This is a genomic window from Pseudomonas arsenicoxydans (genome assembly GCF_006438915.1).
GTDB classification, from domain to species: Bacteria; Pseudomonadota; Gammaproteobacteria; order Pseudomonadales; family Pseudomonadaceae; genus Aquipseudomonas; species Aquipseudomonas arsenicoxydans_A.
Window position 1 is genome coordinate 40,796 of sequence record NZ_RCZE01000006.1, and the last position, 18,799, is coordinate 59,594.

The following is an 18,799-nucleotide window of genomic DNA, read 5'->3' on the forward strand; positions in this document are numbered from 1 at the left end:
GTTCAAAGGCGCGCAGTATCCGGCAACAAATCGGCTTATTACTTTAAGGTTGAGTAAGGCTGAAGTGCAAAGGTTGGCGCCTGTTGGCGACTAGATAAGAGTGCGCTTGAATAGGTGTCAATAGAGTTGGCTAGTTAAGTGTTGGATCACTTGTTATTCAGAATAATCCTACATGCTGAAGTTAATAAACCGCGGCGAGCTGTCGAAGATGGCTACGTTTTTAGGCATGACAACACGCTGCTGATGGCCAAGGGTTGCACGTTGTCGAGCGCTGGGGTTAGCAAACTTTAGGCGAGAAAGATCTGTTGCAGGACATATATATGTACCGCACCAGGCATGGGCCGAATTATTTAAAGTAGGGGGATGAAAGTAGGCGGGAAGGAGATTTGTTGAAGAGCTAGTTGTTACTTCCATCCATGGAAGTTAACAAGTGGTGAGGCGATACTTCAGTGGGTGTTGTTCAAGAACTTGCTGAGGAATTGTTTTGTCCGTTCTTCTTTCGGATTGGCAAACAACGCTTTAGCGTCGCCTTGTTCAACGATGACACCCTTGTCGAAAAACACCACGCGATTGGCCACGTCCCGGGCAAAACCCATTTCGTGAGTGACGATGACCATGGTGCGCTTCTCCTCGGCGAGGCTGCGGATGGTCGCCAACACTTCACCGACGAGCTCCGGATCGAGCGCCGAGGTCGGCTCATCGAACAGGATCACTTCCGGCTCCATCGCCAGCGCCCGGGCAATCGCCACGCGCTGTTGCTGACCACCGGAAAGGCGTCGCGGGTAAGCATCTTCCTTGCCCGCCAGGCCAACCCTGGCCAAGAGCTTTTTACCCAGGACAACGGCTTCGGCGTGCGGGATCTTCTTTACGATGATCGGGCCTTCGATGACGTTTTCCAGTGCGGTGCGGTGCGGGAACAGGTTGAAGTTCTGGAACACGAAGCCGACGTGTTGGCGCAGGCGTCGTACCAGACCTTGCTGCTGGTTCAGCGGGCGGCTGCCATCGATTTCGATGTCGCCGACCTTGATCCGGCCGCTGGTAGGTTCTTCCAGAAAATTAAGGCAGCGCAGGAACGTGGTCTTGCCCGAGCCGCTGGGCCCGATGATCGCCACGACCTCGCCTTCCTTCACTTCAAGATCGATGCCGTTGAGCACGACTTGACCCTTGAACTGCTTTGTCAGTTTTTCCACGACAATCATGGGGTCAGGACTCCTGGTCGTGCCGATTGACCCGCGCTTCCAAGGTGTTCTGCAGGTGCGACAGCACCGTGGCCAGAATCCAGTAGATCAACGCGGCGGCAAGATACATGGTGAAGACTTCGAAAGTCCGGGCGGTAATCAGTTGTGCCTGACGGAACAGCTCTGGCACCTGAATGGTGGCGGCCAGCGCCGTGTCCTTGACCAGCGAAATGAAGCTGTTGCCCAGCGGCGGCAAGGCCGTGCGCATCGCTTGCGGAATGATGGCCCGGCGCAGGGTCTGCGCGCGGGTCATGCCGATACTGGCGGCGGCTTCCCACTGGCCACGCTCGATGGAGCTGATCGCGGCACGGAGGATTTCGCAGGCGTACGCAGCCATGTTCAGCGAGAAGCCGATCAGGGCCGCCGGCAGCGGATCAAGTTCGATGCCCAGTTGCGGCAAGCCGTAATAGATCACGAACAGTTGCACCAGCAACGGCGTGCCGCGAAAGAACGACACGTAGATGCGGGCAATCCAGCTCACCAGCTTGAAGCGCGACAGGCGCATCAGCGCCAGGCCGAAACCCATTATCAGGCCGAAGAACATCCCGCCCAGGCTGAGGATTACTGTGTAGTACGCGCCCTTGAGCAGAAAGGGCGCGGAATCCAGTGCGAGTTGGAAAGCTTCTTCCATTATTGGGTGACGTCAGCGCTGAAGTATTTTTCCGAAAGCTTTTTCAGCGTACCGTCGGCACGCAGCTTGTCGATGGCCTTGTCGATTGCAGCCAGCAGCTCAGGCTCGCCTTTGCGCAGGGCAATACCGGCTTCCTGACGGGAGAACGCTTCGCCGGCGGCCACGGTTTTCGGTGCTTTCTTGGCGTATTCAAGCGCAGCCAGACGGTCGATCAGGATGACATCGGTACGGCCATTGTTCAGGTCGGCGAACTTGGTCGGATCATCATCGTAGGTGCGCACGTCGGCACCTGGCACATTGGCTTTTACCCACTGTTCGTAGTTGGTACCCAGGCCTACGCCGACTTTCTTGCCGGACAAGTCAGCGGCTGTCTTGATGTTAAGCGCGGCTTCCTTATCCTTCAGTACCAGCGCCTGAATCCCGGAAACGGTATACGGCGTGGAGAAGTCATACTTCTTCTTGCGCTCTTCGGAGATGGTCACCTGGTTGATCACCACGTCCAGACGCTTGGATTCCAGCGCCGCGAGGATCCCGTCCCATTTGGTCGGTTGCAGTTTTGCCTTCACACCCAGCTCTTTGGCCAGGGCTTCGGAAAACTCGACTTCGAAGCCGGACAGTTTGCCGTCCTGGTCAACGAAACTGAACGGTGGATAAGTGCCTTCCAGGCCGACGTTGATCACGCCAGCTTTCTCGATTTTTTGCAGTTGATCACCGGCAACGGCCTGGCCCAGCAAACCGGCGCTCAGCGCCAGGCCCAGCGAACCAACCAGCAGGTTTCGACGTAGTGCGGAAAAATTCATGACAAGCCCCTGTGTTTTCTTATGGAAGACGCTTTAGGAATGTTGGCAAATCCGGGATTTGGACGACTGCGATATCCTGCCCTAAAGCAGCATATGCGTCTCGCTGCAAATTCGCCTGCGGCGCGACTATATGATGATGCCTATAGATTGGAAAATACTAAATATTGATCTGGTTATTCTTCAAGTGCATATGCGATGAGTGTGATCCCCTGTGGCGAGGGAGCTTGCTCCCGCTGGGGAGCGAAGCACCCCCAAAACCTGCACCGCGTGCTTCAGTTGAATTGCGGTGAATCGGTTTACGACTGCTGCGCAGCCGAGCGGGAGCAAGCTCCCTCGCCACAAAAGCGTCATCCCGTCAGCGAGTCTATGTAAGCAAACAACGCCGGCGCCCCACCGGTGTGCAGAAAGATAATCGGCCCCTTATCAAAGCGCCCGCGGCCAATCCCGTCCAGCAACCCGGCCATGGCCTTGCCGGTGTACACCGGGTCCAGCAGCAAACCTTCCTGACTCGCCAGCAGCTTCACCGCTGCCAGCGTTCCGGCATTCGGCTCGCCATAGCGCGGCCCGAAATATTCGTCCCACAGTTCAATTTTGAAACTCGCTGGCAACTGCACGCCGAGCAGTTCGGCCGTACGTTCGGCGAGACCCTGGACTTTCGGTCGCTGGTCTTCATCGCTACGGGAAACCGTGACGCCAATAACTGGCAAATCCGGCAGTGCTTCACTCAGCGCCAACGCCAGACCGCTGTGGGTGCCGGCGCTGCCCGAGGCGAGGACCACAGCGGCAAATTGCAGGCCGGTGTCCTTGATCTGCTCGGCCAACTCCAGCCCGGCGCGAACATAACCCAATGCGCCCAGCGCATTCGAACCACCAATCGGCACCAGGTACGGCTTCTTGCCGTTGTTGCGCAGGCGCTCGGCCAGGGCCTGCAATTGCTCGTCGGCGTTGTCGAGGTTTTCTACCAGCTCGACCTTGGTATCAAACAGGTCCAGCAACAGGCGATTGCCATTGCCGAGATAGTTGGCGTCGTCGGTGCCCAAAGGGTTTTCCAGCAGCGCGACGCAGCCCAGGCCCAGTTTGGCGGCAATGGCAGCAGTCTGGCGCACGTGGTTGGACTGCAGCGCACCCGCGGTGATGAGTGTGTCGGCGCCTTGTGCCAGTGCATCGGCGGCGAGGTATTCGAGCTTGCGCAGTTTGTTGCCGCCCATGGCCAGTGGCGTCAGGTCATCGCGTTTGACGTACACATCGCGGCCCAGCCAGGTCGACAAGCGTTCAAGTTTTTCCAGGGCAGTGGGGTGGCCGAGTAAATCGAGACGGTTAAAGCGAGCGAGCTGTTGTTTGATCATGGGTCCGTACTGGCGGAGAAAGATGAAAGGACTATAGGCATGCCCATTTGCCTGGGCAACCGCCAATCGCTTATAGCCAAAGATTCTGAGCTCTGCACAATTGGTTCTTAATTCGGCCTCAGGACCATGCCGTAAAGTAAACGCCGTCAGCGCGGCCAGACAGTCCGGCCGCCCGTGAGGAGTTTTAACCGTGAGCGAGCGTTCCAGTCATTGGCAACTGCAGACCATTGTCAGCCAACTGCGCACGGCGCGTTCTGAGTGGCGCGCGCAAAATGGCCGTGCCAGCACCGAGCAGGGCGGGCGCGAATTGCCGTCGCGAGCGGCCATGGCGGAAATTCTTGAAGCGCTCTGCGGGGCATTGTTCCCGATGCGCCTGGGGCCGGTGGATTTGCGCGAAGAGAGTGAAGACTTCTACGTCGGGCACACTCTGGACGTGGCGCTGAATGCGCTGCTGGCCCAGGCGCGACTCGAATTGCACTATGCCGCGCGCCACAGTCAGCAGGCGGAGGCTGACATCGAGGCCAAGACTATTCAGATCATTCAGGACTTCGCACTCGCTTTGCCGGGACTGCGCAGTTTGCTGGACAGCGATGTGCTGGCGGCGTATCACGGCGACCCGGCGGCGCGCAGTGTTGATGAAGTATTGCTTTGCTACCCGGGCATCCTGGCGGTGATTCACCATCGCCTGGCGCACCATTTGTACCGCGCCGGGTTGCCGTTGCTGGCGCGGATCAGCTCGGAAATCGCTCATTCGGCTACTGGTATCGACATTCACCCTGGCGCGCAGATTGGTCGCAGCTTCTTCATCGATCACGGGACGGGCGTGGTGATCGGCGAGACCGCGATTATCGGCGAGCGCGTGCGGATTTATCAGGCGGTCACGCTGGGCGCCAAGCGCTTCCCGTCTGATGAGGACGGTCAGTTGCAGAAGGGGCATCCGCGGCATCCGATCGTTGAGGATGATGTGGTGATCTATGCCGGGGCGACGATTCTGGGGCGGATCACGATTGGCAAGGGTTCGACCATTGGCGGCAATGTGTGGCTGACCCGCAGCGTGCCGGCGGGGTGCAACCTGACGCAGGCGAATTTGCAGCATGATGATGGGACGCAGAAGTAAGCCTTTCTTAAAAGCAGACTGGATTCTGTGGCGTGGGGGCTTGTCGGGACGCCGCACCGCCCCGTTCGGCTGCGCAGCAGCCGCAAAGCTAGTCAATAGCTGTCTCTGGAATCCGGATCACCCATTTTTGGGGCCACTTCGTGGCCCAACGGGGGCAAGCCCCCTCGCCACATCCCATCCTTGAGCTAGCTTACAAGCACGACCGCCGAGCCCAGGGATTAGTCCTTAGCCCCCTATCCATGTTTAACTTGAACGTTCATTCAAGTTAAACCGGCGGTTCGCTGCCCGCTCACAACAGGAGGCTTGCCTTTGCTGAGTCCGATTTCTACAGCCACGTTTTACCCCCTCGAGGTGCACGTTTCATGAGTGCATCGTCCCTTCCTCCAAGCGGCCTGGTCCGCATGAACCCGCCGGTGTTCTACTTCTCGGCGAGTTTCATTCTGCTCTTCGGCATTGTCGTTATCGCCATGCCTGAACAGGCCGGTGCCTGGCTGCTGGCGGCGCAAAACTGGGCGGCCAATACGGTCGGCTGGTACTACATGCTCGCGATGACCCTGTATCTGGTCTTCGTGGTGGTCACCGCCTTGTCAGGCTACGGCAAGATCAAGCTCGGTGCCGACCACGACGAACCCGAATTCAGTTATCTGTCCTGGGCCGGCATGTTGTTCGCCGCCGGGATCAGCATCACGCTGTTTTTCTTTTGCGTGTCCGAACCGCTGACCCATCTGGCGCAACCGCCTCAAGGCACGGCCGGTACACCGGAGGCCGCGCGTCAGGCGATGCAGATTCTGTTTCTGCACTGGGGCCTGCACGGCTGGGGCGTGTTCGCTTTTGTCGGCATGGCGCTGGCCTACTTCGCTTACCGGCACAACCTGCCGCTGGCTCTGCGTTCGGCGCTTTATCCGCTGATCGGCAAACGCATCAACGGCCCCATCGGTTATGCGGTGGACGGCTTCGGCATCATCGCCACGGTGTTCGGCCTCGGCGCCGACATGGGCTTCGGTGTGCTGCACCTCAACTCGGGGCTGGATTATCTGTTCGGCATCGCCCACACCCAGTGGATTCAGGTCGGCCTGATTACGCTGATGATGGGCGCGGCAATCATCGTCGCGGTGTCCGGCGTCGATAAAGGCGTGCGGGTCATGTCCGACATCAACATGTTGCTGGCCTGCGCGCTGCTGCTGTTCGTGTTGTTCGCCGGCCCCACGCAGCACCTGTTGAACACCCTGATCCAGAACATCGGCGACTACCTCGGCGCCTTGCCGATGAAGAGTTTCGACCTGTACGCCTACGACAAACCCAGCGACTGGCTCGGCGGCTGGACGGTGTTTTACTGGGCCTGGTGGATCGCATGGTCGCCGTTCGTGGGCCTGTTCATCGCGCGGATTTCCCGTGGCCGGACCATCCGCGAATTCGTCTTCGGTGTGCTGCTGATCCCGCTCGGTTTCACCCTGGCGTGGATGTCGATCTTCGGCAACAGCGCCATCGATCAAGTGCTCAATCACGGCATGAGTGCGCTGGGTATGTCGGCCATCGACAGCCCGTCGATGACCCTTTACCTGCTGCTGGAAACCTACCCGTGGAGCAAAACCGTCATCGCTGTGACGGTGTTCATCAGCTTCGTGTTCTTCGTCACCTCGGCCGACTCCGGCACGGTGGTGTTGTCGACGTTGTCCGCCAAGGGCGGCAACCCGGATGAAGACGGACCGAAATGGCTGCGGGTGTTCTGGGGCGCGATGACCGCGCTGGTGACCAGTGCGCTGTTGTTCTCCGGCAGCATCGATGCGTTGAAGTCGGCGGTGGTGCTGACTTCGCTGCCGTTCTCGCTGATCCTGCTGTTGATGATGTGGGGGCTGCACAAGGCGTTCTACCTGGAATCCCAGAAGCAGATCGCGCAACTGCATTCCCTGGCGCCGGTGGCCGGTTCACGGCGCGGTGGCTGGCGCCAGCGCTTGAGTCAGGCGGTGCACTTCCCGTCCCGGGATGAGGTGTACCGTTTTCTCGATACCACCGTGCGCCCGGCGATCGAGGAAGTGTCGGCGGTGTTCGTCGAGAAGGGTTTGAACGTTATCACCCAACCGGACCCGGTCAACGACAGCGTCAGCCTGGAAATCGGTCACGGTGAAGAGCATCCGTTCATTTATCAGGTGCAGATGCGCGGTTATTTCACGCCGTCCTTTGCCCGTGGCGGCATGGGCTCCAAGCAGCTCAACAATCGCCGCTATTACCGCGCTGAAGTGCATTTGAGCGAGGGCAGTCAGGACTACGATCTGGTGGGTTACACCAAGGATCAGATCATCAACGACATCCTAGATCAGTACGAACGGCATCTGCAGTTTTTGCATTTGGTGCGTTAACAGTGCGGGGCCTGTTTCAGGCCTCGGCGCTCAACACCATGAACAGCACCAGCGCCGCCACCGGCACACTGAACACCACCGTGCCGATCCCCAGCTCTGTGCTCAAGGACTGGCCGGCCGTGACCACGCCGATGGCGCCGTTGATCACGGTCAACGCCAGCCACAGGACCACAAAGCTGTAGGTCATTGTCTGGCGGCTGAAGCCGATTTTCTCGCCGATGAACAGCATCAGGGCGAGGAGGGCCAGGCCGAAGGTGATGATGATGGCTGTGTGCATGGTGAGGTCCATCCTTCAGTTTTTTGTTGCCTGATAAACCGCCTTCGCGAGCAAGCCCGCTCCCACCTTTCACCGCGTCCATGCCAGCAACTCGGACAAATGTGGGAGCGGGCTTGCTCGCGAAGGGGTCACTGCGGTCTTTGTATGAGCATAGTTAAACCAACCCACCATTAGCGCGCAAAATCTGCCCATTGACCCATGCACTCCAGCGGCGCACCCCAGTTGCGTTTCGGTCTCGTAGAACATCCGTTGTGTTTGCGGGGGAGCGGGGAGCCGGTGGTCTACATACACTCTGACCGGCTTGCATTCCGCTAATATTCATCAGAGTGTGTATCGTGTGTATAATTCCTGCGGTCAGCGCGTAATGTGCTCGGCAGATGCTGCCCACAAGGACGAAGGTGATGCGAAGTCGGGAAATGATCAGGATGATCGAGGAGGATGGTTGGTATCTGGTGGCCGTAAAAGGCAGCCACCATCAGTACAAGCATTTGTATAAGTCAGGCCGGGTAACGATCAAGCACCCTGGTTCGGATCTTCCAAAAGGGACGATCAACAGCCTATTGAAACAGGCGGGTCTGAAATGAGGCCCGTCATCGGAAACGAGAGCCTCGAAAAGGCCACATCACAGGAAGGACTCAGCGAAATGAAATTCCCGGTCGTTCTGCACAAGGATGCCGACTCAGAATACGGAGTGATTATCCCGGACGTGCCGGGTTGTTTCTCCGCGGGCGCTACGGTGGCGCAGGCATTTGAAAACGTGAAGGAAGCGTTGGCATTGCACTATGAAGGCCTGGTCGCCGATGGTGATCCGTTGCCTCAGGTGCGTGAGATTGATGCTCATCTCGATAACCCCGATTACGCGGGCGGAGTGTGGGGTGTGGTCGAATTTGATATCACGCCTTACTTCGGTAAGTCAGTGCGCTTCAATGCCACGCTTCCGGAGCAGTTGCTTGAGCGTATCGACCAGACGGTCAGGCGAGATCAGCGCTACAGCTCCAGATCCGGGTTTTTAGCGGCTGCCGCGTTGCGTGAGTTGTCGGCGTAGGGTGGGTCAGATTAAAAATCTGTGAAACGTTTCAGCATTTTCTCGAGTCCGGGGTTTATCGGCGTTTGTCTGGGCGTATGCTGGGCAACATGCGACGCAGTCGATACCACATTCAAGACCGACAAGAGAGGATTCGATGACCTACACCGCTGCTGAAAACCGCTACGATTCCATCCCATACCGCCGCGTGGGTCGCAGCGGTCTGGTGCTGCCGGCGCTGTCCCTGGGGCTGTGGCACAACTTCGGTGACAGCACGCCGATCGACAACCAGCGCGCGTTGTTGCGCACGGCGTTCGACCTGGGGATCAACCACTTCGACCTGGCCAACAACTATGGCCCGCCGTACGGCAGTGCCGAGATCAACTTCGGTCGTTTGCTGCGTGAAGACTTCAAGCAGCATCGCGACGAGCTGATCATCTCCAGCAAGGCTGGCTGGGACATGTGGCCGGGTCCTTACGGTCAGGGTGGTGGCTCGCGCAAATACGTGCTCGCCAGCCTGGATCAGAGCTTGCAGCGCCTCGGCCTGGACTACGTGGACATCTTCTACTCGCACCGTTTCGACCCGGACACTCCGCTGGAAGAAACCGCCAGCGCACTGGCCACCGCTGTACAGCAGGGCAAGGCGTTGTACATCGGCATCTCGTCGTATTCCGGGGTGAAAACCCGCGAGATGGCGGCGCTTTTGAAAGAGTGGAAAGTGCCTTTGCTGATTCATCAGCCGGCCTACAACCTGCTCAATCGTTGGGTTGAAAAGGACCTGCTGGACGTCACTGACGAACTCGGCACTGGCGTGATTGCTTTCACGCCGTTGGCGCAGGGGTTGTTGACCGATAAATACCTCAACGGCATTCCGAAGGATGCGCGGGTCAACCGTCCGGGCGGTGGTTCGTTGCAGGAGTCTCATTTGTCAGAAGCCAACATCGCCCATGTGCGCGGGCTCAATGAGATTGCCAAGCGGCGTGGGCAGAGCCTGGCGCAATTGGCGCTGGCCTGGACGTTGCGCGATCCGCGGGTGACCTCGGCGCTGATCGGGGCGAGCCGGCCGGAGCAGATTATCGAGAACGTCGGGGCGTTGAAGAATTTGAGCTTTAGCGCAGAGGAACTGGCGGAGATTGACCGGTTTGCCCAGGAAGGCGGGATTAATCTTTGGGAGAAGCCTTCGACGGCTGAGTAAGCGTTTGGCGCTGGATTATTTGGCGCCTGTTACATCGCCTTCGCGAGCAAGCCCGCTCCCACATTTGACCGAGTTGCCCAGAACGAACGCGGTCAAATGTGGGAGCGGGCTTGCTCGCGAATGGGCCATATCAATCACCGTGGAGTTCAGGAATCACCGAAAAAAAGGCACATCCCCCAACACCGTCGCCCGTTGCATCACCCGCCGTGCCGGCCGGTAGTCATCCACCGCGTAATGCTGAGTCACGCGGTTATCCCAGAACGCCACATCATCCTTCTGCCAGCGCCAGCGAATGGTGAATTCCGGCCGCGTTGCGTGGGTAAACAAAAACTTCAAAATCGCTTCGCTCTCGGTTTCCGACAGGTCATTGATCTTCGACGTAAAACCTTCATTGACGAACAACGACCGGCGACCGCTCACCGGGTGGGTGCGAATCACCGGGTGTGACAGCGGCGGATTCTTGCGCCGCGCTTCTTCCCACTGAGCCAGCGCTTCGGGCGTGTTGCCATACCGCTCCAGCGGAAACGAGCGGGTGAAGTCGTGGGTCGCCGTCAGCCCTTCGAGCAAGCTTTTCATCGGCGCCGACAACGCTTCATACGCCGCTATCCCGCTGGCCCATAACGTGTCGCCACCAAATTCCGGCAGCAGTTTGGCGCTAAGCACCGCGCCCATGGCCGGGGTCGGCAGGAAGGTCACGTCGGTGTGCCAGATCGCGTTGTCGCGCACGTCGGTGACGGCGGTGTCGAGGATCAGCACTTCCGGTTGTTCCGGCACATTCGGGTAGATCGGGTGGATGTGCAGATCGCCGAAGTTGGCGGCGAATCGTGCCTGCTGTTGCGGGGTGATCGGCTGGTCGCGGAAGAACAGCACTTGATGCTTGAGCAGTGCTTGTTCGATGGCGTTGCGTTGCTCCGAAGTCAGCGGCTGGCTTATGTCGACGCCGCTGATCTGTGCGCCGAGGGCGGAGCTTAAAGGGACGATGTTCAGGCTGCTCATGGTCTTTCTCTTCGAATTCGGGGTGTGAGCTTTTGTAGGGGGTTTTCATATGATGATTTTTCAGTGAGCCTGGCCATGCCACGGCACCAGCTTGCGTTGCAGGGCGCGCAGGCCCATTTCCATGGCGAAGGCAATCAGCGCAATCACCAGAATCCCCAGCACCACCACATCGGTGACCAGGAACTGCGCGGCCGACTGCACCATGAAGCCCAAGCCGCTGGTGGCGGCGATCAGTTCGGCGGCGACCAGGGTCGACCAGCCCACGCCCAGACCAATGCGCACGCCGGTCAAAATGTCCGGCAAGGCACTCGGCAAAATCACATGACGAATCAACTGCGCCCGGGTCGCGCCCAGCGACTGCGCCGCCCGTAATTTGGCCGGGTCAACGGTGCGCACGCCGGTGGCGGTGGCGATGGCAATCGGGGCGAAAATCGCCAGGTAGATCAGCAACACTTTCGACAGCTCACCAATGCCGCACCAGATCACGATCAGCGGCAGATAGGCCAGCGGTGGAATCGGACGGTAGAACTCGATCAGCGGGTCGAGAATGCCGCGCGCGATACGGTTATGGCCGATGGCGATGCCGACCGGCACGGCCGTCAGCACGGCAAAGCCCAAACCCAGGCCGATGCGGCTGAGGCTCGCGCCCAAGTGCTGCCACAACGTCGAGTCCATGTAGCCGGTGGTCACCAGCAGCCAGCCCTTTTGCAGCACGGCGGACGGCGGCGGCAGGAACAACGGTTCGATCATTCCCGTGGCGGTCACGGCCCACCAGAGGGCAACGAGGGCGATCAGTGTCAGTACGCTGATCCAGCGAGTGCTCAAACTGCGACGAACCGGAATCAGGGTCGATCCGGGTTTCACCGCGATGGCCGGGATTTCATAGCTGCTCATGCGCGCTCCTGCCGCGTGGCGGCGCTGCGTTGGGAGAACACTTTGGCGAGTACGTGTTCGCGGGTTTCGATAAAGCGTGGGTCGGACTTGATGGCTCGGGCCGACTCACCGGCGGCGTAACGCTGACCGAAATCCAGGCTCAGACGCTCGACGATTTGCCCAGGATTGGGCGCCAACAGAATCAGGTCGGTGGCGAGGAACACCGCTTCTTCAATGTCATGGGTAATCAGGAACACCGGTTTGGCGGTGCGCTGCCAGACTTGCAGCAGCAACGCTTGCATCTGTTCGCGGGTGAACGCGTCGAGGGCGCCGAAGGGCTCATCCATGAGCAAGACACGAGGGTCGGCGGCCAATGCGCGGGCGAGGCCCACACGTTGCTTCTGACCGCCCGAGAGCTGCCAGATGCGACGGTTTTCGAAACCGGTCAGGTCGACCAGTGCGAGCATTTCCCGGGCACGGATTTCACGTTTTTCCCGGGACACGCCGGCCAGTTCAAGACCGAATCCGACGTTGGCCAGCACATCCTGCCAAGGCAGTAATGCGTCGTCCTGAAACACCACGCCGCGCTCGGCGCTCGGGCCTTTGACCGGCACACCGTCGAGGGTGATGCGCCCGGCGCTTGGCTCGACAAAACCGGCAATCAGGTTCAACAGCGAAGTCTTGCCACTGCCGGACGGGCCGAGGGCGACCAGCAATTGCCGGGGCCCAAGGCTCAGGGAAATATCCGCCAGTACCGGTTCCGGACTGCCGGGGTACTGTGCGCTGATGCGCTCCAGCTGTAGCAAGGCCATCGCAGTTAACTCCCGATCAGTTGGTGATGAACTTGGCGCTGACGTACGGGGCGTAGTCCGGCAGCACGGCTTCGACCTTGCCTTGTTCCTGGAGGAATGTGGCGGTGTCGGTGATGGCTTTGGTGGTCGGCGCGCCGAGGGTGATCACTTGATCAGCCGCGAGCGGGTAGACGTTGCCTTGCAGCAGCAGCGGAATATCGCTGGCCTTGGCACCGGACAGTTTCACCAGTTTGTCAACGTTGGATTGATTGGCGAGCCAGGCTTTCGGGTCTTTTCGGTAATCGGCGTAGGCGTCCAGGGTCACTTTGGCGAACGCGGTGACGATTTCCGGGTGCTTCTCGGCGAAGTCTTTTCGCACGATCCAGGCATCAAACGTCGGTGCGCCAAACTTGGCCAGTTCACCCGAGGTGATCAGCACTTTGCCGTTTTCCTTGGCCACGCCGAGGGCTGGGTCCCAGACGTAGGTGGCGTCGATATCACCGCGTTTCCACGCGGCAATGATTGCGGGTGGCGCAAGGTTGAGCACGGTGACTTTCGACGGGTCGATGTTCCAGTGCTTCAGCGCAGCTAACAGGCTGTAATGACCGGTAGATACGAAGGGCACGGCGATTTTCTTGCCGATCAGGTCTTGCGGGGTCTTGATCCCGGAACCGTCGCGAGCGACCAGCGCTTCAGCGGCGCCGATCTGGGTGGCGATGAGGAAAGTTTCAACCGGGACTTTGCGGGTGATCGCGGCGGTCAGGGGGCTGGAACCGAGGTAGCCGATTTGCACGTCGCCGGAGGCGATGGCGGCGATGATGTCGGCACCGTTGTCGAATTTGCGCCAGTCGATTTTGGCGTGGGTGGCTTTTTCGTAAGCGCCGTCGGATTGGGCGACTTTCGCCGGGTCCACGGTGGTCTGATACGCGACGGTGACGTCAGCCGCCTGGGCAAAGAAGCTCGCTGCAGCCAGAGAGGCGGCCGCCAGGAGGCGAAGAGGGAAATGCAGTTTCATTGGGAAGCTCCTTGTCAGGCGACCGAGAGTCGGCGTCAAAGGAGACTAAATGATCTAAGAATACGAAAATAAATAACTTTTTCGAATGAGCTTATGTGTGGAAAACACTAAAGAGGAACTGCTCAGAGGGAGGGGGGGATCCGTTTTTGTGGCGAGGGAGCTTGCTCCCGCTGGAGGCCGAAGGACTCCCGATTTTGCGGCTGCTGCGCAGCCGAGCGGGAGCAAGCTCCCTCGCCACAGAAGTTGGGGTCAGTTACTAATCGCCAAAATACTCGCCTGATACGACCCGACAAACACATCGAAATCGCCGACTTCGTTCTGCTCCAGCTCAACCTGAGCCGCCAGCGACGAACGCGCCAGCGTTTCAAACTTCGCCTGATCTTCACCACTCAAAGGCTCGCTGCGGAAAAACTCTGCATGCGCCCGGCTCTGACGCAGAGAGAACTGAGCAAAGCTTTCCTTGTGTTCCGCCATCACCGCCAGCACCTGGGCCGAAGGCGTCAGGGAAGGATCCCGGACCTTGGCCAACTGCGTATCCAGCGCCTTGCTGTGTGCATCGACACCCTGGCTCTGATCGAGCATCGCGGCCAATGGCGCGATCTGCTCCAGCAACTCGCTGGCCCACTCTTTGAGGTCCACCGGCTGACCGTCGCGGTGCAATTGCAGGCCCGGACGACGACCTTCCTTGACCACGCTGAGGAAGTTCGAGGTGGCGTTGCTGCAAGACGTATTGGTCAACAGCGGGCTGTCGTTCAACGCGCAATACAGCAGGAAGGCGTCGAGGAAACGCGACTCGGTGAGGTCGATGCCCATCGGCAGGAACGGGTTGATGTCCAGGCAACGCACTTCAACGTACTGAATGCCACGGGCCACCAGCGCCTGAATCGGCCGTTCGCCGGTGTAGGTCACACGTTTCGGGCGGATGTTTGAGTAGTACTCGTTTTCGATCTGCAGGATGTTGGTGTTGAGCTGAACCCACTCACCGTCCTTGTGCGTGCCGACTTCAACGTACGGCGCATACGGCGTGGCGACCGCTTTGCGCAGGCTGTCGGTGTAGCTCGACAGGTCGTTGTAGCACGGCGTCAGACCGGCCTGGGCGTTGCTCTGGTAACCCAGGTCGCTCATGCGCAGGCTGGTGGCGTACGGCAGGTACAAGGTGTCCGGGTCCAGTTGTTCCAACTGGTGCGAACGACCGCGCAGGAAGCCGGCGTCCAGTGCCGGCGAGGCGCCGAACAGGTACATCAGCAGCCAGCTGTAGCGACGGAAGTTACGGATCAGCGCGATGTAGGCCGAGGATTGGTAGTCGCGGTCGGTGCCGACAAAGCCTTCCGATTCCTTGAGCAGCGGCCAGAGCTTTTCCGGCAGGGAAAAGTTGTAGTGAATCCCGGCGATGCACTGCATGGTCTTGCCGTACCGCAGGGCCAGGCCCTTGCGATAGACGTACTTCAGCTGACCGATGTTGGACGTGCCGTAATAGGCGATCGGGATATCTTCCTCGGCCGGCAGCGGGCACGGCATCGAGGGGCTCCACAGAAACTCGTTGCCGAGCTTGCTGTAGGCAAAGCGATGAATCTTGTCCAGGTTCGCCAGCGTATCTGCCGGGTCGGGCAGGGCGGGCGTGATGAACTCCAGCAGCGACTCGGAATAGTCGGTGGTGATTTGTTCGTTGGTCAGCGCGGAACCCAATTCTTCCGGGTGCGGCGTTTGCGCCAGGCGACCTTCGCCGGTCACGCGCAGGCATTCACGTTCGATGCCGTGAAGGCACTGTTCGAGCAGAGAGAGGTTAGCGCGCTCGCCAAGCAGGGCCAGGCGGCGGTTGAGAAGTTCGCTCAAGTTGGATTCCTTCACGCGTCAGTCGCCCCAATATGGGGGTGGGCAAGACGGTCTACAAGGGTGAAGTTAAAACTGGCGTTTTCGCCTGGTTTTGGAACTAGCCGCAATCAATGTGGGAGTGGGCCTGTGGTGAGGAGGCTTGCCCCCGTTGGGCTGCCTGGCAGCCCCAAATTCTCTGATGTTCCAGGATTTTGTGAGTGCTGCGCACTCAAACGGGGGCAAGCCCCCTCGCCACAGTCGCCCCCACAGAAAATTGCGGCGCTGCGGTCACAGCGCCGAAATTAACTCAAATCGATGACATCTAGCTACAGGACAGCGAACGTGCCTTGTGCTTTTGCGACGAGTTTGTCGCCTTGCATCACGTCAGCCTCGACCACCAACGTGCGGCGACCCGGGTGGATCACCCGCGCCGTGCACATCACTTCACCGTCTGAAACAGCACGGATGTAGTTGATCTTGCATTCGATGGTCGCGCTTTGCTGGTCAAAGCCATGAGTGCTGGAACAGGCCAGGCCCATGGCAATGTCCACCAGACTGAACAAAGCCCCGCCGTGCAGCTTGCCGCCGCGATTGCGTAGCTCTGGGGCAAGCCCGAGGGCGACTTGCGCCACCCCGGTTTCCAGGCTGTGCAAGCGACACCCCAGCAGCTTGAAAAAAGCGCTTTCGGTCAGCCCGGCAGGGATGTCCATCAGCGTTTCTTCAACTGCTTGGCGTTGGCGAACAGCGAAGCCATCGCATTGTTGCTTGGGGCTGGCGCGGTGGTTTCCTTGCGCGGTGAAGTGTTCTGGGACTGGCGTGGTGCCGACCCCGGACGTGCACCGCGAGCACCGTCGATTTTCTCGCCCGGGGTGTCGCTCATGCGCATCGACAGGCCCACGCGTTTGCGCGGGATGTCGACTTCCATGACCTTCACCTTCACCACATCACCGGCCTTCACCGCTTCACGTGGGTCCTTGATGAACTTCTCCGAAAGCGCAGAGATGTGCACCAAACCGTCCTGATGCACGCCGATGTCGACGAACGCGCCGAAGTTGGTCACGTTGGTGACAACGCCTTCGAGGATCATGCCCAGTTCGAGGTCCTTGAGGTCTTCGACGCCTTCCTGGAACTCGGCGGTCTTGAACTCTGGACGCGGGTCACGACCGGGTTTTTCCAGTTCTTGCAGGATGTCGGTGACTGTCGGCAGACCGAAGGTTTCGTCGGTGTATTTCTTTGGATCGAGACGCTTGAGGAAGCTCGCGTCGCCGATCAGCGAGCGGATGTCACGGTCGGTTTCAGCGGCAATGCGCTGCACCAGCGGATAGGCTTCCGGGTGAACGGCCGACGAATCCAGCGGGTTATCGCCGTTCATCACGCGCAGGAAGCCTGCGGCCTGTTCGAAGGTTTTTTCACCCAGGCGCGCGACTTTCTTCAACGCGGCGCGGGTTTTGAAGGCGCCGTGTTCGTCACGGTGGCTGACGATGTTCTGCGCCAGGGTCGCGTTGAGGCCGGAGATCCGGGCCAGCAGCGCCACGGAAGCGGTGTTGACGTCGACGCCCACGGCGTTCACGCAGTCCTCGACCACCGCGTCCAGGCCGCGCGCCAGTTTCAGCTGCGACACGTCGTGCTGGTACTGGCCGACGCCGATGGATTTCGGATCGATCTTCACCAACTCGGCCAGTGGATCCTGCAAGCGACGGGCAATCGAAACGGCGCCGCGGATCGATACGTCCAGATCCGGGAATTCCTTGGATGCGAGTTCCGACGCCGAGTAAACCGATGCGCCGGCCTCGGAGACCATGACTTTCGTCATCTTCATCGCTGGGTATTTTTTGATCAGCTCAGCGGCGAGCTTGTCGGTTTCGCGGCTGGCGGTGCCGTTGCCGATGGCGATCAGGTCGACCGAATGCTTGGCGCACAGGGCGGCAAGAACGGCGAGCGTCTGGTCCCACTTGTTGTGCGGCACGTGCGGGTAAACCGTGGCGTGATCCAGCAGCTTGCCGGTGGCGTCGACCACAGCGACCTTGCAACCGGTGCGCAGGCCCGGGTCGAGACCCAGCGTGGCGCGCGGGCCGGCCGGTGCCGACAGCAGCAAGTCGTGCAGGTTGTGCGCGAACACGTTGATCGCTTCGGTTTCCGCGCCATCGCGCAGTTCACCCAGCAAGTCGGTTTCGAGGTGGGTGTAGAGCTTGACCTTCCAGGTCCAGCGCACCACTTCGCCCAACCATTTGTCGGCGGCGCGATTCTGGTTCTGGATGCCGAATTGCTGGCCGATCATGCCTTCGCACGGGTGCATGGTGCCCGGTAGCTCGTCGCCGACTTTCAGCGCCGAACTCAGAATGCCTTCGTTGCGGCCACGGAAAATCGCCAGCGCGCGGTGCGATGGCATGCTTTTCAGGGGTTCGTCGTGTTCGAAATAGTCGCGGAACTTGGCGCCTTCCTCTTCCTTGCCGGCAATCACGCGGGCACTGAGGGTGGCTTCCTGCTTCAGGTAGCTGCGCAGTTTGTCCAGCAAACCGGCGTCTTCGGCGAAGCGTTCCATGAGGATGTACTTGGCGCCTTCGAGGGCTGCCTTGACATCGGCCACGCCTTTTTCGGCGTTGATGAAGCGTGCGGCTTCGGTGTCCGGGGTCAGGGATGGGTCGTTGAACAGGCCGTCGGCCAGTTCGCCAAGGCCGGCTTCCAGGGCGATCTGGCCCTTGGTGCGGCGCTTCTGCTTGTACGGCAGGTACAAGTCTTCGAGGCGGGTCTTGGTGTCGGCGAGTTTGATGTCGCGCTCAAGTTGCGGGGTCAGCTTGCCTTGCTCTTCGATGCTGGCGAGGATGCTGATGCGCCGTTCGTCGAGTTCTCGCAGGTAGCGCAGACGCTCTTCCAGATGCCGCAACTGGATGTCATCGAGGCTGCCGGTCACTTCTTTCCGGTAACGGGCGATGAAGGGAACGGTAGAGCCTTCATCGAGTAGCGCGACGGCCGCTTCGACCTGTTGTGGGCGTACACCGAGTTCCTCGGCGATGCGGCTGTTGATGCTGTCCATAAAACCACCTGACAAATTGTGAAAGCAGGCTCGCAGGCGCAGAGATAGAGGCTCTGCGAGTCTGGTTGAGCGGCCTGGCCTGCGCCGCTGCCTGGATCAAAGGGCACCCCATTGACCCGTGAAATCGAACAATTACTGCGCACGCCCGGGAAATAAATGGCGCCGCTTTTGTAGTACCTGTCTGATGTTGCCTGACACAAAAGGCCGCGCATTATAACCAGCGTTGGGCCGTTCGGGGGCATCGCAGACTAGAGGGACAATGGCCGGTTTGCTGGCGGTGGAGGAAAAATCTG

At 59.7% G+C, this 18,799-nt stretch carries 17 protein-coding genes; 5 read left to right on the top strand and 12 right to left on the bottom strand.

Annotation, left to right across the window (positions count from 1 at the left end; translation table 11 throughout):
• Window positions 1-446: 446 nt before the first annotated feature.
• From tcyN to EAH78_RS13740, 4 genes are all read right to left on the bottom strand, one after another.
• Entirely contained in the window at window positions 447-1,199 is a 753-nt protein-coding gene (tcyN, locus tag EAH78_RS13725; RefSeq protein ID WP_140668014.1) for an L-cystine ABC transporter ATP-binding protein TcyN, read from the bottom strand.
• A 4-nt stretch (window positions 1,200-1,203) separates the two neighbouring features.
• On the bottom strand, window positions 1,204-1,869 hold the full coding sequence (gene tcyL / locus EAH78_RS13730) for a cystine ABC transporter permease (RefSeq protein WP_140668015.1): 666 nt from the start codon (window positions 1,867-1,869) through the stop codon (window positions 1,204-1,206).
• Window positions 1,869-2,669 carry a cystine ABC transporter substrate-binding protein gene (gene tcyJ / locus EAH78_RS13735; protein WP_140668016.1) on the bottom strand — a complete coding sequence of 267 codons (801 nt, stop codon included), beginning with the start codon at window positions 2,667-2,669 and terminating at the stop codon, window positions 1,869-1,871. Before tcyJ ends, tcyL begins: the two co-directional genes overlap by 1 nt.
• A gap of 347 nt (window positions 2,670-3,016) precedes the next feature.
• The gene (locus EAH78_RS13740) at window positions 3,017-4,015 is read right to left on the bottom strand and encodes a D-cysteine desulfhydrase (protein WP_140668017.1); all 999 of its coding nucleotides are present in this window, start codon (window positions 4,013-4,015) and stop codon (window positions 3,017-3,019) included.
• 190 nt (window positions 4,016-4,205) lie between these two features.
• On the opposite strand from EAH78_RS13740, the gene epsC reads away from it, so the two are divergent.
• Both epsC and betT read left to right on the top strand, forming a co-directional pair.
• Complete coding sequence (epsC, locus tag EAH78_RS13745; RefSeq protein WP_140668018.1) at window positions 4,206-5,132, top strand: serine O-acetyltransferase EpsC; 927 nt, start codon at window positions 4,206-4,208, stop codon at window positions 5,130-5,132.
• Window positions 5,133-5,533: 401 nt separating this feature from the next.
• Window positions 5,534-7,489, top strand: a complete 1,956-nt coding sequence (betT, locus tag EAH78_RS13750; RefSeq protein ID WP_170219126.1) for a choline transporter BetT — start codon at window positions 5,534-5,536, stop codon at window positions 7,487-7,489.
• Between the two features lie 16 nt (window positions 7,490-7,505).
• Here betT and EAH78_RS13755 read toward each other — a convergent pair whose 3' ends face one another.
• On the bottom strand, window positions 7,506-7,766 hold the full coding sequence (locus tag EAH78_RS13755; protein ID WP_140668020.1) for a hypothetical protein: 261 nt from the start codon (window positions 7,764-7,766) through the stop codon (window positions 7,506-7,508).
• Window positions 7,767-8,167: 401 nt separating this feature from the next.
• Between EAH78_RS13755 and EAH78_RS13760 the strand changes: the two genes are divergently transcribed.
• The 3 genes from EAH78_RS13760 to mgrA all read left to right on the top strand — a co-directional run bounded on the left by EAH78_RS13760 (window position 8,168) and on the right by mgrA (window position 9,985).
• Window positions 8,168-8,350, top strand: a complete 183-nt coding sequence (locus tag EAH78_RS13760) for a type II toxin-antitoxin system HicA family toxin (RefSeq protein ID WP_140668021.1) — start codon at window positions 8,168-8,170, stop codon at window positions 8,348-8,350.
• Complete coding sequence (locus EAH78_RS13765) at window positions 8,347-8,811, top strand: type II toxin-antitoxin system HicB family antitoxin (protein WP_193560080.1); 465 nt, start codon at window positions 8,347-8,349, stop codon at window positions 8,809-8,811. The genes EAH78_RS13760 and EAH78_RS13765 overlap by 4 nt, the downstream gene beginning before the upstream one ends.
• A 136-nt stretch (window positions 8,812-8,947) precedes the next feature.
• Window positions 8,948-9,985 carry an L-glyceraldehyde 3-phosphate reductase gene (mgrA, locus tag EAH78_RS13770; protein WP_140668022.1) on the top strand — a complete coding sequence of 346 codons (1,038 nt, stop codon included), beginning with the start codon at window positions 8,948-8,950 and terminating at the stop codon, window positions 9,983-9,985.
• 153 nt (window positions 9,986-10,138) lie between these two features.
• Here the strand turns inward: mgrA and tauD are convergent, their stop codons facing one another.
• From tauD to EAH78_RS13805, 7 genes are all read right to left on the bottom strand, one after another.
• The gene (gene tauD, locus EAH78_RS13775) at window positions 10,139-10,981 is read right to left on the bottom strand and encodes a taurine dioxygenase (RefSeq protein ID WP_140668023.1); all 843 of its coding nucleotides are present in this window, start codon (window positions 10,979-10,981) and stop codon (window positions 10,139-10,141) included.
• 60 nt (window positions 10,982-11,041) lie between these two features.
• The gene (gene tauC, locus EAH78_RS13780) at window positions 11,042-11,875 is read right to left on the bottom strand and encodes a taurine ABC transporter permease TauC (RefSeq protein ID WP_140668024.1); all 834 of its coding nucleotides are present in this window, start codon (window positions 11,873-11,875) and stop codon (window positions 11,042-11,044) included.
• On the bottom strand, window positions 11,872-12,666 hold the full coding sequence (gene tauB / locus EAH78_RS13785) for a taurine ABC transporter ATP-binding subunit (RefSeq protein ID WP_140668025.1): 795 nt from the start codon (window positions 12,664-12,666) through the stop codon (window positions 11,872-11,874). The genes tauC and tauB overlap by 4 nt, the downstream gene beginning before the upstream one ends.
• A gap of 16 nt (window positions 12,667-12,682) precedes the next feature.
• Window positions 12,683-13,660, bottom strand: coding sequence for a taurine ABC transporter substrate-binding protein (gene tauA, locus EAH78_RS13790; RefSeq protein ID WP_140668026.1), 978 nt, complete (start codon window positions 13,658-13,660; stop codon window positions 12,683-12,685).
• A 249-nt stretch (window positions 13,661-13,909) separates the two neighbouring features.
• Window positions 13,910-15,493 carry a glutamate--cysteine ligase gene (gene gshA, locus EAH78_RS13795; RefSeq protein ID WP_140668027.1) on the bottom strand — a complete coding sequence of 528 codons (1,584 nt, stop codon included), beginning with the start codon at window positions 15,491-15,493 and terminating at the stop codon, window positions 13,910-13,912.
• 305 nt (window positions 15,494-15,798) lie between these two features.
• A complete protein-coding gene (locus tag EAH78_RS13800; protein ID WP_140668028.1) occupies window positions 15,799-16,182 on the bottom strand; it encodes a PaaI family thioesterase in 384 nt (127 codons plus the stop codon).
• Entirely contained in the window at window positions 16,182-18,506 is a 2,325-nt protein-coding gene (locus EAH78_RS13805) for a Tex family protein (protein ID WP_140668029.1), read from the bottom strand. Before EAH78_RS13805 ends, EAH78_RS13800 begins: the two co-directional genes overlap by 1 nt.
• Window positions 18,507-18,799: the final 293 nt, after the last annotated feature.